This window comes from Candidatus Binataceae bacterium, from assembly GCA_035308025.1.
Taxonomy (GTDB): domain Bacteria; phylum Desulfobacterota; class Binatia; order Binatales; family Binataceae; genus JAJPHI01.
In genome coordinates this window covers 1-14,538 of the sequence record DATGHL010000052.1, presented here as the reverse complement: position 1 = coordinate 14,538, position 14,538 = coordinate 1, and the positions used below count along the sequence as shown (strand labels likewise).

Below are 14,538 nucleotides of genomic sequence, written 5' to 3'. Positions count from 1 at the left end.
GATCAGCCGAACGCTCGCATCAGCCGGTCATGGTGAGTCCGCCGCTCACGCTCAGCACCTGGCCGGTCATATAATCCGCGTCGCGCGAGGCGAGAAACGCCACAGCGCCAGCCAGATCCTCAGGCTGTCCGAGACGTCGCAGCGGAATCCCGCGCTTCATCGCCTCCAGCACTTTCGGTTGGCCTTCCATCGCACTGTGCAACAACGCGGTTTCGGTCGGTCCGGGGCAGATCACATTAACATTGATGCCGTAGCGGGCGAGCTCGCGCGCGAGCGTTTTCGAAAATCCGATAATCCCGGCCTTGCATCCGGAATAGACCGCCTCGCCGGTGGAACCCACGCGCCCAGCATCTGACGCCGTCGAAACGATCTTGCCGCCGCCGCGCGCCTGCAATTTCGGAATCACCGCCTTGCAGCAATGGATAACGCCGCGAAAATTGATCGCGATCACCTTGTCCCAGGTGTCCGGCGTGCTCTGGAGGAACGGCTCGACCTTGTCCCAACCGGCGTTGTTGACCAGAACGTCGATCCCGCCGAATTCCGCGGCGACGCGCTCGGCCGTAGCCAACGCGCTCTCGAGGCTCGTGACGTCGAGCTTGACGGACATAGCCACATAGCCTGCGGCCTTGAGCTCCTCTGCGGTCGCGGCCGCGGCCGCTTCCTGAATGTCTGCGATCGCGACGCTCGCGCCTTCATCCGCAAGCCGCGTTGCGATCGCGCGTCCGATCCCCTGCGCCGCGCCCGTTACAATCGCGACCTTCCCCGCAAAACGTGTGATCCCCGATGCCATCGTGCGCCTCCGTTTTTGCAACATAGCGTATTCGGCTTGCCCGCGTTAGCTATCCGGCGGCGAGTCGTTATATAGGATCGGGAAACCGAGGAGGACGCAAATCATGCCAGGCGATTACAGCGATTATGAATTTCTGAGGGTCGAAGTGGTCGAGCGCGTCGCCACACTAACTATCAACCGGGCCGACCGGCTCAACGCGGTCAACACCCCGCTGCATCATGAACTTGAACAGGTCTGGCTCGATCTTGCTGCCGACAACGACGTCAATGCGATCGTCTTCACCGGCGCGGGGCGCGCGTTCTGCGCCGGCGGCGACATCAAGGGAATGGCAGAAGGCAGCTTCGTCGGCGCCTCCGGCAAGATCGGGCGTGGGCGCGGACGTGGGCCGATCGCGGCCGCGAATGGACGCCGCCTGGTCGAGAATATGCTCGACGTCGAGCAGCCGATTATCGGCGCCATTAATGGCGACGCGATCGGGCTGGGCGCCACGCTGGCGCTGCTCTCCGACATCACGGTCGTCTCGGAGAAGGCGCGCTTCGCCGATACCCACGTCAAGATCGGCGTCGTCGCCGGTGACGGCGGCGCCGTCATCTGGCCGCTGCTCATCGGACCGCATCGCGCCAAAGAGTTTCTGATGCGCGGGAACTTCATCAATGGCGCTGAAGCCGGACGCATCGGCATGGTCAATTATGCGGTGGCGCCGGAACAGGTCATGAGCAAGGCGCGCGAACTCGCGCAGGAGCTGGCTGACGGTCCCACCTGGGCGATTCGCGGAAGCAAGCTCGCAGTGAACAAGTGGCTCAAGGATCAGGCTAATCTGATCATGGACGCAGGCCTGGCTTATGAAATGATGACCTTCAAAACCGCCGATCACGAAGAAGCGGTCAAGGCTTTCATCGAGAAGCGCAAGCCGAATTTCGTCCGGCCGAAGAGTTAGCGCATCCGCCAAAATGGGTGCGGCGGCGCGGTCCGGTACGCCGCGCCGCCGCACCCATTTCACTACTGATACGAGCTTTTCTTTTAAGCATTATCGGACGCCCGCGCCGAGCACTGGCGAATCGTTCGTCGCATGATCGAGAGTCTTTTCGTGCTGCGCGTAGAGCAGCAATTCCTGCGCAAAGCCCGTCGCGCCGCCCCAGTGCGCGGTCGCCTGCCGTACCTGGTCGGACGACGCGATCGGCCCGCCAAAGTAGGCCTTGCCCAGGGCTTTGCGCACGCCGAGATCGCACGCCGATATGCGCGGACGTCCGAGCGTTCGCGCGAGTATCCACTCGGCCGTCCAAACACCCAGGCCTCTTATCGCAACGATACGCGCGAGTACCTCGTCGTCCGGCAGCGCGCTTAAGCGCTCGAGATCGAGTTCGCCCGCAGCGATCGCGCGCGCCGTATTGACGATGTATTCGGCCTTGCGCGTCGTGAACTGCAACGCGCGAACATCTGCAACCTCGGCATTCGCGAGCACCTGCGCATCGAGGCTATAGACGACGTTTCCTGCAATTTCATGCGGTCGCCCGTAGCGCTCGGCGAGCCGCCGCCGGGTCGTCGCGGCCCAGCGCAAGTTCACTTGTTGCGCACTGATACAGCGGATCAGCGCCACGATTAATTCAGGATGCAGGACAGGACGGAAGCCGTAGTGTTTTCGCGCGAGCCGTTCAATTACTGGGTCGCGTGCACAGAGGTTCGCGAATTCAGGCGAGGTCTGCGGAAAGGATCGCTTGATCGCCCTGAGCACTTTTCCCGCGTGAGCTTCCCGCTCGACGACGACTTCGAGCCGGGGCGCCGCGATCGTTCCCACAACGCGCGCAGCATAAGCGGTCGAATCACGATCAAGCCGGATCGTCCGCAACAGCCATTCGCCGTCCCAACGATCAAGCAGGTCGTCACCCGAACGCCGAAAGCCCGCGAGCGTCTGCGCAAAATCAAGCGGCCCTTCCAGACCCAGCTCGAACTTGCCGAATTCCGCCATACCACTCTCTAGACGGATACGCCCTTATGCGCGCTTAGTCATCAACGCATTGGCCTCTTGATGACTCATCAAGTCGCCGTTGGAGTTCGAGCTCATCGGCGAATCCTCAATCACGAATAGGGGAAATGATCGACCGGCACTCGACTTGACGGATCATCAAGGGCCGCGCGGACAAATCCGGTGATGAATGCTAATGGTGACCTATGGATTTCAACTACAGCGACGAGGATGAGGCGTTTCGGCAAGAGTTGCGCGCGTGGCTCGCGGTCAATGCCCCTCACGACCAGATCCAATCGTTGGCCGGCGGCTTCGAGCAGGACGAGGACGATTTCCGCCGCAAGCTCGGATGGTTCCGCAAGCTCGCGGCGGGCGGATGGACCTGCGTCGATTGGCCGCGCGAGTTCGGGGGCCGCGGCCTGAGTATCCTCAAGACGGTCATCTACCACGAGGAGCTGCAGCGGGTTAACGCGCCCCTGCCCTTCATCGGCTCGGGTCCGTCGTTGGTTGGGCCTACCCTTATGCAGTGGGGGACCGAGGAGCAGAAAAAGCGTTTCGTGCCGAAGATCATCAGCGGCGCCGAAGTCTGGTGCCAGGGCTATTCCGAGCCGAACTCCGGCTCCGATCTCGCCTCGCTGCAAACCCGCGCGGTCGAGGACGGCGATTACTTCCGCATCAACGGGCAGAAGATCTGGACCTCGCAGGCGCAATATGCCGACTGGGCTTTCGTCTTGTGCCGGACCGATCCCGCGGCGCCCAAGCATCGCGGGATCAGCTATATCCTCGTCGATATGAAGACGCCCGGCATCACAGTGCGTCCGCTGGTGCAGATGAGCGGCGCGACGGGCTTCAACGAGGTTTTCTTCGACGACGTGCGCACGCCCAAGAAATTGCTGGTTGGTGAAAAGAATCAGGGCTGGCAGGTCGCGATCGCCACCCTGATGTTCGAGCGGGGCGTCGGCGGCGGCGGCCAGCCGCTTATCGCGGTGGTCGATGAGTTGGCCGCGCTCGCGACGCGCATCGATCGCGACGGCCATCCGGCGTCGAAGGACGCCAGCGTGCGGCAGAAGCTCGCGCAGTTCAAGTGTGAAGCCGAGGCCCTCCGCTACACCAATCTGCGCCAACTGACGCGGCGGCTGCGCGGTTTACCGCCCCGCTCGGAGGGCTCGATCATGAAGTTATGCGCAACCGAGTTGAATCTGCGCATAGAGATGTTTGCGATGGAGCTGCTCGGCCCCTTCAGTCAGATGGAGTTCAAGGCGCCGCTGGCGCTCGACGAGGGGCGCTGGCTCTACCGGATGCTGAGCGCCCGCGGCGGCACGATCGCGGCCGGCACCAATCAGATTCAACACAACATCATCGGTGAGCGCGTCCTGGGATTACCCAAGGGCTAGCGCTTCGTGACGTAGATCATCACAAAAAATCCGCGGACTATTCTAGTGGGACTGCCGCTGCCGATGATCCAGAGTTTCGGCGACAAAGGCCGTAATATGACCACGATCGGATGATGCCCACGCGGTCTAAATTAAAGATCATTTTACACGTCCCGGCCGCGTACCTGCCCCCGAAGAGTCTTGCGTTACCCCCGGTGTAGCCGCCTGCGCTCTCTTGACCGTAGAGCAGACCCGTACCCCGTTTTCAAGCAGGGTCTCCCTGTCAGGCGGTCCCCACTTTTGGATTAAGCTATCGCGAGGCTGGCCTACCCAACTCTGCATCTTGTCCCCGAGCGAGCGTCTCGTGCTACAAGCCGCCGCAGAAAGCAGAACCACCACCATCACGTATGCAGCAAAACGCCAGTGTCGTCTCATTTGAAGGCATCTTACCAGCGAGGCGCGCGGATTGCCGTAAGCTCGCCCCACGCAAGAGAAGCAGCGGAAGTGGCTGCGGCGGCTAAGCGGGCGTGGCGAGCGATACGCGAGACGCAGGCGTCAATCAGATTCAGCGCGACATCATCGGCGAGCGCGTCCTCGGCTTGCCCAAGGACTAACGCTTCGACCCGCGGCCAAGCCCGACACGGTTGACATCTGACGGGTTGATCAAGTCCGGGGCGACCCAGCCGTCGAGGTCGTACTCGGCCATGAAACTCTCAACAAACGCTTTAAGTTTCGCCGCATCACCGGTCGCAACCGCGGTCGGCAGATTCTCGAGCCGAATATTCTCGTAATTGCCGGCATAGTTGCGTTCGTATAATTCGTGCCGCCCGCCGAATTCGCTCCCGACCGCATCCCAGAGCAACTTCAAGAGTTTGACCCGTTCGACTGCGTCATAGCCGTTCGAGCCGCGCAGGTACTTGTCGAGGTAGGGTCGCAGCTCCGGCGTCTTGAAATCGATCGCGTGCGAATTGAGATAGATCAGGCCGCTCGAGATCGTCTGTTCGGCGATCTCCTTGATTCGTGGATAGGCGATCGTCGCCAAAAACCGATAGGCCATACCGTAATTGAGGTTCGGCTGCACGGCGCCGTTAACCCAGGGCTCGGGCGATTTCACCATCGCATCCGACAAGCCCCAGAAGATATTGCGCCAGGCCAGCACCTCGCCGACCTGCACCTGCGCCGGGCGCGTATCGATGGAACCGATCGCTTCGGCGGCTTTCAGGATCAGCCCGGCGAGAAAATCGAGCTTGACCGCGAGCCGCGTACAGCCGTGCAGCGTGAAGCGCGGAGTAAAACCGGAGGCCGGGAAAAAACCGTTGGCCTTCTCCAGGTCGCGATAAACGAAGAGGTTTTCCCACGGCACCAACACCTTGTCCATGATGAAGATCGCGTCGTTTTCGTCCACGCGTGAGGAGAGCGGATAGTCGAACGGACTGCCCATCGTCGCCGCGGCAAGTTCGTATGACGGACGGCAGATCAGCTTTACGCCCGGCGTGTCCATCGGGATCATCGCGAACAGCGCCATCTCGGGCCGCCCCAGCGGCGTTGGCCCGTAATAGCCGATGAAGTTGCTGTGAGTGAGGGCGGAGCCGGTCGCCACCACCTTGGCCCCGCTGACGATCACGCCGGCGTCGGTCTCCTTTTCGACATGGACGTAGACATCCATCACGTCGCCGGGCGGGCGGCTCTTGTCGACGGGAGGATTGATGATCGCGTGATTCAGGAACAGACAGCGCTCCTGCACTTTGCGATACCAGTTCAGGGCGTTCTTTTGATACGGCGCGTAGTAGTCAGTATTGGCGCCGAGCGTGCCGGTCAGGCTGGCCTTGTAATCGGGCGAGCGGCCCATCCAGCCATAGGAGATCCGCGCCCATTCCACGATCGCATCGCGACTCGCGACCAGTTCGGCAGTATCGCGCGGGACGCGGAAAAACTTCTGCGTGAAGCCGCCGTTGCCGGTATCGGTCGGGCAGGTCAGCAGCCCTTGGCGGGCCGGATCGTGCAGAGCGTCATACATCCGCGCGAGCATACGCGCCGAGTTGCGAAAGGCCGGATGCGCGGTGACATCCTTGACCCGCTCGCCATAGATCCAGACCTCGCGCGAATCGCGCAGGCTCGCGAGGAACTCGGCGCCGGTGAAGGGCCGCGTCGCGTTCTCCCGGCCTTCGAAACGGGTAGTTTCTGCGCCCGCGATCGCATCGCTAGCCTGACTCATCGTGCTACCTCTTCCGCGGCAGACTAGCGCAAAATGACCTCGCTACAGTACCGGCCAGGCTAAAAATACGAATCCGACCAGCGCGATAAAACCGCCGCTCCAGACCTCGCCATAGCGCTCGAAGCGGCCCCGGCTCACGCGCTTCAAGCCGACAATCGAGCCGACACAGAGCACGACATAGGTCATGATCGTCGCGGCCCCAAAAACCACGCTCATCGTGAGCACCAGTGCGGCGCCGTATTTGGCCGCCGCAAAAAATGCCGGGATGCCTTCGACCATCGGCGAGGAGCCCAGGATCAGAATCAGCGCGGTACGCGACTTCCGGAGCTCTTTGCTCTTCTGTTGATGATCCTGGGAGCGGGACGGGTCGGGCGGAGTCGGCTCTCCGGCTCGTTGCTCGCGCCAGGCCGCCAGTGCGATCCACGCGCCGAAGCCAATCAGCGCCAGGCCCGCCAGCATATCGACGAGCCCGCCAAAGCGCCGCGCAGCGGCAACCCCGGCGATCCAGGCGATCGCGGCGATCGCAAGCGTCGAGCTGACGTGCCCGATCCCCGCCCGTAGCGCGACCCCGGCGGTTTCGCCCAGTGTCCAGTCCTCGCGGCGCGCCAGCACGGTGATCGGCAGCCAATGGTCGGGCACCATCGTGTGCAGCACGCCAACCGCGCCGACCGCGGTGATTAAGAGGGCCGCCGAAACTTGAGGCGCCGCAGCGCTCATAGATACTTGGTGATCTCGCTGAACTCGGCCAGCGATTGACGCTGCTCACGCTGCATCGGTCCCATCGCCCGTTCGAGACACTGGCCGACGTGGTCCTGGATGAGGGTACGCTTCGCCTGGCAAATCGCCTTCTCGACGGCATGGAGCTGCTGTGTCACGTCGAGGCAGGGGCGGCCCTCCTCGATCATCGTGCAGATGCTGCGCAGGTGGCCCTCCGCGCGGTGCAGGCGCTTGAGGATCTCCGGATGGCTCTGATGAAGCTGCCTATCCTTCATATTCCGCATATCCTATCCTCCCGGACTGGATATGCAAGCTCGACGCACTCCGGTGCTCGATCTCAGGCCCTCCATACCGTCGCTGGATAGTGAACCGGCGGCGCGTGTCGAGTTGACGAAATAAGGGCCGAAACTTCGCCAAAAGATCAATTCGAGCCGAGCAGCTCGGCGCGCCTGCGGCCGACGGCTCGTTCCACTATTGTGTTTTTGAAAAAATCAGGATTATTCGCGGTCCAGAATGTAACCGCGTTATCAAACACAAATGCGCGCAAAGCTTCTTCATTAATTATTCCGTGCTCTACGAGTTCGTAAGTTTCCTCGGCAATCTTCGCCATATCGGGTACATCCCAATGACCGATGTCGGAGCCATAGAGCGGCCTAAGCCGAGCATCGAATGGAATCCCGCGCGCGTTGAAGGCCATCGCATTGAGCGGGTCATCGCCCTCGCAGCCGAAGTAAAACTTCTCGGTGAAAATTTTGCGGAGGTCTTCGGCTGATTGGATACCGCTCTTTCCGAACTCGTCGAGCGGGATATCTGAGGAAATCGTTCCGGCCGGGACGGCGCCTAAACCCCGAAGCATCCGCAGGTCGCCATCGGTCTGACGCCGCGCATAATGCGCCACCAGGCTGGCGAGGAGGTTTTGGTCGACCAGCGCGGGATCGAGCGACTCGCGCATCGCCTTGCCGTTGCGCTTATGCCAGTGACTGATCAAGTCGCAATAGCAGATAACCGCCCAGGCCACCCCGCCTTCGAGGAACCCGAAGCGTAGTTTGGGGAAACGTAGCGGCACGCCCCCCAACAAGAGACCCTTGCAGATGGCCTCTGCACTCGCGGCAAAACTGCCGACGTGATTGTAAACGTAATTGCTGTAGGACTGGCGGCTGCCCCAGGTATAGCCGAGCGAATGAAAGGTCGGTGCGATGCCGAGCTCCTGGCACTTGGCCCAAAACGGATCGTAATCGTAATCGCTGTCGATTCCGTATACATCGAGAGTGTAAGCGGACTGGGCGGCGGCAGGATATTTTCGCGCGATGCTCGGGATCGGCCGTTTGACGAAGCTCGCCATCATCGCGCTTTTCATGCCGAGTTCCCCAACCGCGAATTCGAGCTCTGCGATCGCCTCCTGCGGCGTATGCATCGGAATGACCGCAGCGGCCGTGAGGCGATCGCCAAATCCGGCCGTCATGTCCGCACGCATGCGATTTAAGGCGCGACAAGAGGCGCGCCGCAGCTCCTCGTCCTCGATTTCGATCAGGGTAAATCCGAGCGTGGTATAGAGAACCGAATAGTCGAGTCCGAGTTCATCCATCCGCTCGTATAGCAACTTCGGCAGCATCGCGGTCGCGCGATCGAGTGTGTTGGCCGCGGGGATGCCCCACCACGGACCGCGCGTTATTCCGCGCTCACGCGCTTCGGCGAGGCTCTCGCCCGGGACCACTGGGCTGCCATCAGCCGAGCGCCCGCCCGCTTGCAGGTTTGAGTAGGCTGCGCGCAGCGCGAGGAATCGCTCTGCCGTCTTGGGCCCGCTCTCGGACTTGATGTACTCGGCCAGAACATTCGGGTTCTCGATCGTGTGGCCGTCGGAATCGATGATCGGATGATTAAGGCGGGCGCGAATTTGTGCAGACTTGGAAGCATGAGGTGCGGTCATGTCCTTACCCCGCGCGTTTCAATCTATCCGGACAGCTTGCCGGATATAGGACTCCAAGGACAAGATGCGCCCGCAACGGGTACTGACTTACGTCAGTACCCCGCAACTGGCGTGCTGGCGATCCACCCGGTCGAACCATAGACTGGCAGGGAATAAATCCCGGGGAGTGATTGATGGATTTCAACTTTAGCGAAGAGGCGGAGGCCTTCCGGCGGGAGTTTCGGGCGTGGCTCGAAGTCAATCGGCCGGAACCGCGTCCTGACGACGACCAGATCGCGGAATTTCTTGAAGCGGGCAGCGCCGGCTACAAGACTCGTCTTGCCTGGCATAAGAAGCTGCACGCGGGCGGATGGGTCGGCATCACCTGGCCCAAAGCCTATGGCGGACGCGGCGCGACGCTCGAACAGAGCATCGTCTTCGGCGAGGAGCTGGGACGCGTTAAGGCGCCCACAATGGTCAATGGCCTCGGCATCGCCCTGGTCGGCCCCACCCTGATGCACTGGGGCACTGAAGCGCAAAAGCAGCGTTACTTGCCGAAGATCCTCTCCGCCGATGAGATCTGGTGCCAAGGCTACTCCGAACCAAACGCCGGCTCCGATGTCGCCGCGTTGCAGACCCGTGCGGTCGAAGACGGCGACGATTTCATCGTCAACGGCCAGAAGGTCTGGACCTCCGGCGCCCATCACGCCGACTGGTGCATCCTGCTCGCCCGCACCGACAGCGCTGCGCCCAAACATAAGGGCATCAGCTATCTACTGGTCGATATGCACAGTCCCGGGGTCACGGTTAAGCCGCTGGTGCAGATGACCGGCGATCGCGGTTTTAACGAGGTCTTCTTCGAGGATGTGCGGGTGCCCAAGGCGAACCTGGTCGGCGAAAAGAATCAGGGCTGGCAGGTCGCGGTGACCACCCTGATGTTCGAGCGCAGCAGCATCGGTTCTGGGCAGGTGCGCGACACGCTGAGCGGACTCAAGGAGCTGGCGGCGATCGCGCGCCAAACCTCGCGCAACGGCGGGACCGCCTGGGAGGACTCGAGCGTCCGCCAGAAGCTCGCGGGCTTCAGTTGCGAGGCTGCCGGCCTGCGCTATACGAACCTGCGTCAGTTAACCCGCCGGTTGAAAGGCTTGCCGCCCGGCCCCGAAGGCTCGGGCAGCAAACTCGCGGTCAGCGACCTCAACCTGCGCATCGCGAAGTTTGCGATGGAGCTGCTGGGGCCCTACAGCCAGTTCGAACGGGACGCCGGCTTGTCCCTCGACGGCGGCAAATGGAGCAATCGGATGCTCGGGGCGCGGATGATGACGATCGCGGGCGGCACCAGCGAGATTCAGCACAACATTATCGGCGAACGCGCGCTGGGCCTGCCCAAAGGCTAACATAGGAGGGAGCGAGCGAGTCTTTACCTTGGCCGCACGTCCAGTGGGTGGCCGAGTCCGCGAGGCTCAGCGAAAGACACGACTCGGCCGCCCCTTGGAGCTGCGTCAAGATTCCTGATCAGCCGCCGATTTTCTTGACAAATTCCTTTCGACCGTAAATATTGTCCGTTGACAAGTATTCTGTCCCACACAATGAGTCCAAAGGTGGAAAGCACGGAGGTCAAAATGTCGAGTGCGCTCGAAGCCACGCCAACTGCCGTCAGGCAATCAGTAGATCAATTTGACGTTATCATTATCGGCGCCGGGGTCACCGGTCTCTATCAACTCTACCGGATCCGGCAGCTCGGACTTTCGGTACGGCTCTACGACGATGGCAGCGGCGTCGGCGGCACCTGGCACTGGAACCGCTATCCAGGCTGCCGCTTCGATTCAGAGAGCGAAACTTACGGCTACTCGTTTTCGAAGGAATTGTATGAGGAGTGGGATTGGAAAGAGCATTTCTCCGCCCAGCCGGAGAACGAGCGTTACCTTAATTATGTCGCCGACAAGTTCGACCTGCGCAAGGACATTCAGCTCAATTCCCGGGTAACGTCGGCAGTTTATGATGAGCGTGAGAATCGGTGGGACGTTGGCTTAAAGGATGGCCGGCGGGCGCGATGCCAGTTTCTGATCGCCGCGGTCGGCATCCTCTCCGCGGATTTTACGCCGCCATTCGAGGGCGTTAAGGACTTCAAGGGCGAAACCTTTCACACTGGCCGCTGGCCCCAGGAACACGTGAACCTTGCCGGCAAGCGCGTCGCCGTCATCGGCACGGGACCGACGGCCGTCCAGCTCATCACGGAGATCGCGAAAGAAGTCGGTCAGCTTACGGTCTTCCAGCGCACGCCCAACTACTGCGCGCCGTTGCGCAACGGGCCGGTCAGCCCGGAGACCCAGCGCCGCTTCAAGGAGACCTATCCGGAAATCCACAAGCGGATTCGCGAGACCCCGGCCGGATTTATTTACGACTTCGACTACCGCTACACGATGCAGGTGCCGCGCGAAGAGCGCCTAGCACTGTACGAGGAGCTCTGGGCAAAGCCCGGTTTCTCGAAATGGCTGGCCAACTTCCACGACATTATGACCGATCGCGTGGCCAACGAGGACTTCGCCGAGTTCGTCCGCAACAAGATCCGTGAGCGCGTCAAGGATCCGCAGGTGGCAGAAAAGCTCGTGCCCAAGGACCATCCATTCGGATCGAAGCGTATCCCGCTCGAAAGCGGCTACTACGAGCAATTCAACCGCGACAATGTGCTACTCGTTGATGTCCGTGAGACCCCGATCGAGCGCATCACGCCCAAGGGCATCAGGACCAGCGAGAAAGAGTACGAATTCGACGTCATCATCTACGCGACCGGTTTTGACGCCGTCAGCGGATCGTTGACCCGCATGGATATTCGCGGGCTGAAGGGACAAACCTTCAAGGACACCTGGGCGGATGGTCCGCGCAGCTACCTAGGGATGCAGACCGCGGGCTTCCCGAACTTCTTCATGGCGATTAACTCCGCCTTCTGCAACTACCCGGTCTGCGCCGAGCTGGTGGTCGATTGGATTTCCGATTGCATCGCTTACATGCGCGAGAAGGGTCTGGCCCGCGTCGCGCCCACTCCGCAGGCGGAACAGGCATGGGTGGAACACACGATCGAGATGGCCAACCATACGCTGCTGAGCGGGGCGGAATCCTGGTTTATGGGGTCGAATATTCCGGGCAAGAAGCGTGCATTGGTCCTCTACGCGAACACGGCGCCGAACTATCGCAAGAAGGTGCAGGAGGTTGCGGCGAGCGGCTACGAGGGGTTTGAGTTCGCCTAAACTCCACGCGATCGGTTTGCCCTGAGCGTGCGCAAGATCAGTTGAATAATTCGCATCGGGCCGCCGTCCAACTTTACAGGACGGCGGCTTCGGCTTCCGTCCTCCGATTGCGAGACTCCTCCCTTTGCAATCGGACAGTCGCTCGCGCCAGAGGGCGGCTGATATGACGGGCCTTGATTGAGTATTCCCCCTCGATCAGTGGCCCGTTTTTTTGGGAATTATTACGGACTTGACACCATTGGTTGATTTAGGTGTAAAGTCTGTTCATGATTAGCCTTCGACAGATTCACGAGCAGTACAACACTCAGGATGCTTGCCTTGAATTGCTGGTTAGCTTGCGCTGGCCGGAGGGGGTGCGCTGCCCGCGCTGCAATAGCGCGAAGGTTTTCAAGGTAAAGAATCGCGCTTGGAATTGGGTCTGCAAAAGCGGCGCTGAGACCGTAAATCGGGAGACGGGCGAAGTCTGGCGTTGCCATAAGAAGAATGGCTACCGCTTCTCGCCTCTGGTCGGCACGGTGTTCGAGAACACCAACTACCCGTTGCCAATTTGGTTTGAGGTAATCTACCTCATTTGCCAGTCCAAAAAGGGAATGAGCGCGCTTCAAATCCAGCGGATGCTCAAAGAGAGCGGCAGGCCAACCGCTTACAAGACGGCCTTCTACATCTGCCATCGTGTGCGCGCGATGCCGGATAACGGCAACGACTTCTCTAAGCTTATGGGTCAAGTCGAAGTTGATGAGGCATACATCGGCGGCAAAGAGAAGAACAAGCACGCCAACAAGCGGCTCAATGCTGGACGCGGCACGATCGGCAAGGTTGCCGTTAATCGGCGCAATCGCTCGCAAGGGTAACGTCGTCTGTCAAATCATCGAAAAACACGGACGCCAAGACGCTCAATGGTTTCGTCAACAAGGTTGTGAGCGACAAGGTTGACTTGGTAGCGACCGATGAGCACAAGGGCTACCATTATCTGAGCGCCATCGGTTATCCGCATGAGAGCGTGAACCATGGCGCTGGCGAGTATGTACGCGGCGAAGTCCACACCGCGAACCTTGATTCCTTCTGGGCGTTGCTCAAGCGTGGAATCATCGGCACTCAGCACAACGTCAGCAAGCAGTATCTGCCGCTGTATTTGAACGAATTTTCGTGGCGGCATAACAACCGCAAGAATCCAGATATTTTCAAGGCGGCATTGGCAGGATGCTGAGGCGCTCGAACTGGCGAGCGCTCCTGCATCGCGCCGCCAGTAAACCTGAGCAACTGGAGTTTTGGAGTTAATAAATGCCATGAAGCCAGAGGGTCGCAAGAACCCCCTACGCCAAAACCAATAGTAATAAAACTGGCTATATAAAACGCCACTTCCTCTTGCACCATATAGAGTTTGTCAACGCAGTTCTTGGGCTTACTGGCCTTGCGCTTATAATTGTCGGTGGTGTGTGGGGTAATTTTCGTCATTGGATTTTCGCTGGCCTTGCAGCTTTGGCGCTTTCGGTACATCTTCAATATCGGCACAAGACATACAAAAAACAGAACCCGAATTACTGGATGGTAATTTCGTGTTTGACTATATTTTTCGTATTCTTTATTCCTGACGCATTTCAGCTCAGTGAAACGGTATTTGCACGACCCGAACCCTTTAGAATACATATCTCCGGACCGGTGCTCATCAACGGCTACCTTCCATTGATCCCGTTTGCGCCACGCATGTTGGTGTACCGTCTCGACAACAAGAACGTCATGTCGCCCGTGGACCCGTATGCTCCTAAAGGTCACAAATTTACAGCCAGTACCATCTCGGATTGAAGATTTCGGGGTAGAAACCGGTTCGCCGGACGGCGGCTGGACAGAACTTCAAGTACTGCCAATTCCGGCGGGTAAGCTATATGAACTCTCTTCGTCGCTGAAAGGTGCCGTTCGTTGGGATGTATCCAAATATGACCTTGAAAAGAGCCTGTGAGACGGACCGCTCGCCAGTCGCACTGCAACGAAAGACGGCTGGACTCTACTAGAGTGCCCCTCGTATCCATGTTTACAGCCTTATCTGCGAGTGACGTTACGCGACACTGCGGGCTTGAGGCGAAGGTTGTCTTAGATTATGAGCGCACAAAAGTTCCGAGGAGTTATATCCTGTCGGGCGGCGTGAAAATTTAGGTTCCCGACCTAGGTCCAGATCAGCCGCGAGACTTGACGGGTAGTGTCGGTCAAGTGGTGGAAAAGCAGTAAGCATCGGCCAGGCGACGAGTTGAGCGGTTGAAGTATCAACTTGCTATTACGCTGCCTCCGGTTGTTCGCTGATTGTGGTCAGGTCGTGCCAGCCGACGAGGCGGCG

The 14,538-nt window shown here is 60.0% G+C and carries 11 protein-coding genes and 1 pseudogene; 6 read left to right on the top strand and 6 right to left on the bottom strand.

What is annotated here, in order from left to right; all coding sequences use genetic code 11:
• Positions 1-19: 19 nt before the first annotated feature.
• Positions 20-790 (bottom strand): 3-oxoacyl-ACP reductase family protein, encoded by a 771-nt coding sequence (locus tag VKS22_15780; protein HLW72072.1) that lies wholly within the window; start codon positions 788-790, stop codon positions 20-22.
• 103 nt (positions 791-893) lie between these two features.
• On the opposite strand from VKS22_15780, the gene VKS22_15775 reads away from it, so the two are divergent.
• Positions 894-1,727: an enoyl-CoA hydratase-related protein gene (locus VKS22_15775; GenBank protein HLW72071.1), complete on the top strand. Its 834-nt coding sequence runs from the start codon at positions 894-896 to the stop codon at positions 1,725-1,727.
• A 90-nt stretch (positions 1,728-1,817) separates the two neighbouring features.
• Here VKS22_15775 and VKS22_15770 read toward each other — a convergent pair whose 3' ends face one another.
• Positions 1,818-2,756, bottom strand: coding sequence for a hypothetical protein (locus VKS22_15770; GenBank protein ID HLW72070.1), 939 nt, complete (start codon positions 2,754-2,756; stop codon positions 1,818-1,820).
• Positions 2,757-2,959: 203 nt separating this feature from the next.
• Here VKS22_15770 and VKS22_15765 point away from each other — a divergent pair, with 203 nt between their 5' ends.
• The gene (locus tag VKS22_15765) at positions 2,960-4,147 is read left to right on the top strand and encodes an acyl-CoA dehydrogenase family protein (GenBank protein HLW72069.1); all 1,188 of its coding nucleotides are present in this window, start codon (positions 2,960-2,962) and stop codon (positions 4,145-4,147) included.
• Positions 4,148-4,736: 589 nt separating this feature from the next.
• On the opposite strand, the gene VKS22_15760 is transcribed toward VKS22_15765, so the two are convergent.
• From VKS22_15760 to VKS22_15745, 4 genes are all read right to left on the bottom strand, one after another.
• Positions 4,737-6,341, bottom strand: coding sequence for a 4-hydroxyphenylacetate 3-hydroxylase N-terminal domain-containing protein (locus VKS22_15760; protein ID HLW72068.1), 1,605 nt, complete (start codon positions 6,339-6,341; stop codon positions 4,737-4,739).
• 42 nt (positions 6,342-6,383) lie between these two features.
• Positions 6,384-7,058 (bottom strand): hypothetical protein, encoded by a 675-nt coding sequence (locus VKS22_15755; GenBank protein ID HLW72067.1) that lies wholly within the window; start codon positions 7,056-7,058, stop codon positions 6,384-6,386.
• Positions 7,055-7,333, bottom strand: coding sequence for a metal-sensing transcriptional repressor (locus VKS22_15750; GenBank protein HLW72066.1), 279 nt, complete (start codon positions 7,331-7,333; stop codon positions 7,055-7,057). The genes VKS22_15755 and VKS22_15750 overlap by 4 nt, the downstream gene beginning before the upstream one ends.
• Before the next feature lie 146 nt (positions 7,334-7,479).
• Positions 7,480-8,985 carry an amidohydrolase family protein gene (locus VKS22_15745; GenBank protein ID HLW72065.1) on the bottom strand — a complete coding sequence of 502 codons (1,506 nt, stop codon included), beginning with the start codon at positions 8,983-8,985 and terminating at the stop codon, positions 7,480-7,482.
• A 173-nt stretch (positions 8,986-9,158) separates the two neighbouring features.
• Between VKS22_15745 and VKS22_15740 the strand changes: the two genes are divergently transcribed.
• The 4 genes and pseudogenes from VKS22_15740 to VKS22_15725 all read left to right on the top strand — a co-directional run bounded on the left by VKS22_15740 (position 9,159) and on the right by VKS22_15725 (position 13,416).
• Positions 9,159-10,358 (top strand): acyl-CoA dehydrogenase family protein, encoded by a 1,200-nt coding sequence (locus VKS22_15740; GenBank protein HLW72064.1) that lies wholly within the window; start codon positions 9,159-9,161, stop codon positions 10,356-10,358.
• A gap of 204 nt (positions 10,359-10,562) precedes the next feature.
• A complete protein-coding gene (locus tag VKS22_15735; protein HLW72063.1) occupies positions 10,563-12,209 on the top strand; it encodes an NAD(P)/FAD-dependent oxidoreductase in 1,647 nt (548 codons plus the stop codon).
• Positions 12,210-12,475: 266 nt separating this feature from the next.
• Positions 12,476-13,060, top strand: a complete 585-nt coding sequence (locus tag VKS22_15730; protein ID HLW72062.1) for an IS1595 family transposase — start codon at positions 12,476-12,478, stop codon at positions 13,058-13,060.
• Between the two features lie 26 nt (positions 13,061-13,086).
• Positions 13,087-13,416, top strand: a pseudogene (locus tag VKS22_15725) (IS1595 family transposase).
• The last annotated feature ends 1,122 nt before the right edge of the window (positions 13,417-14,538 follow it).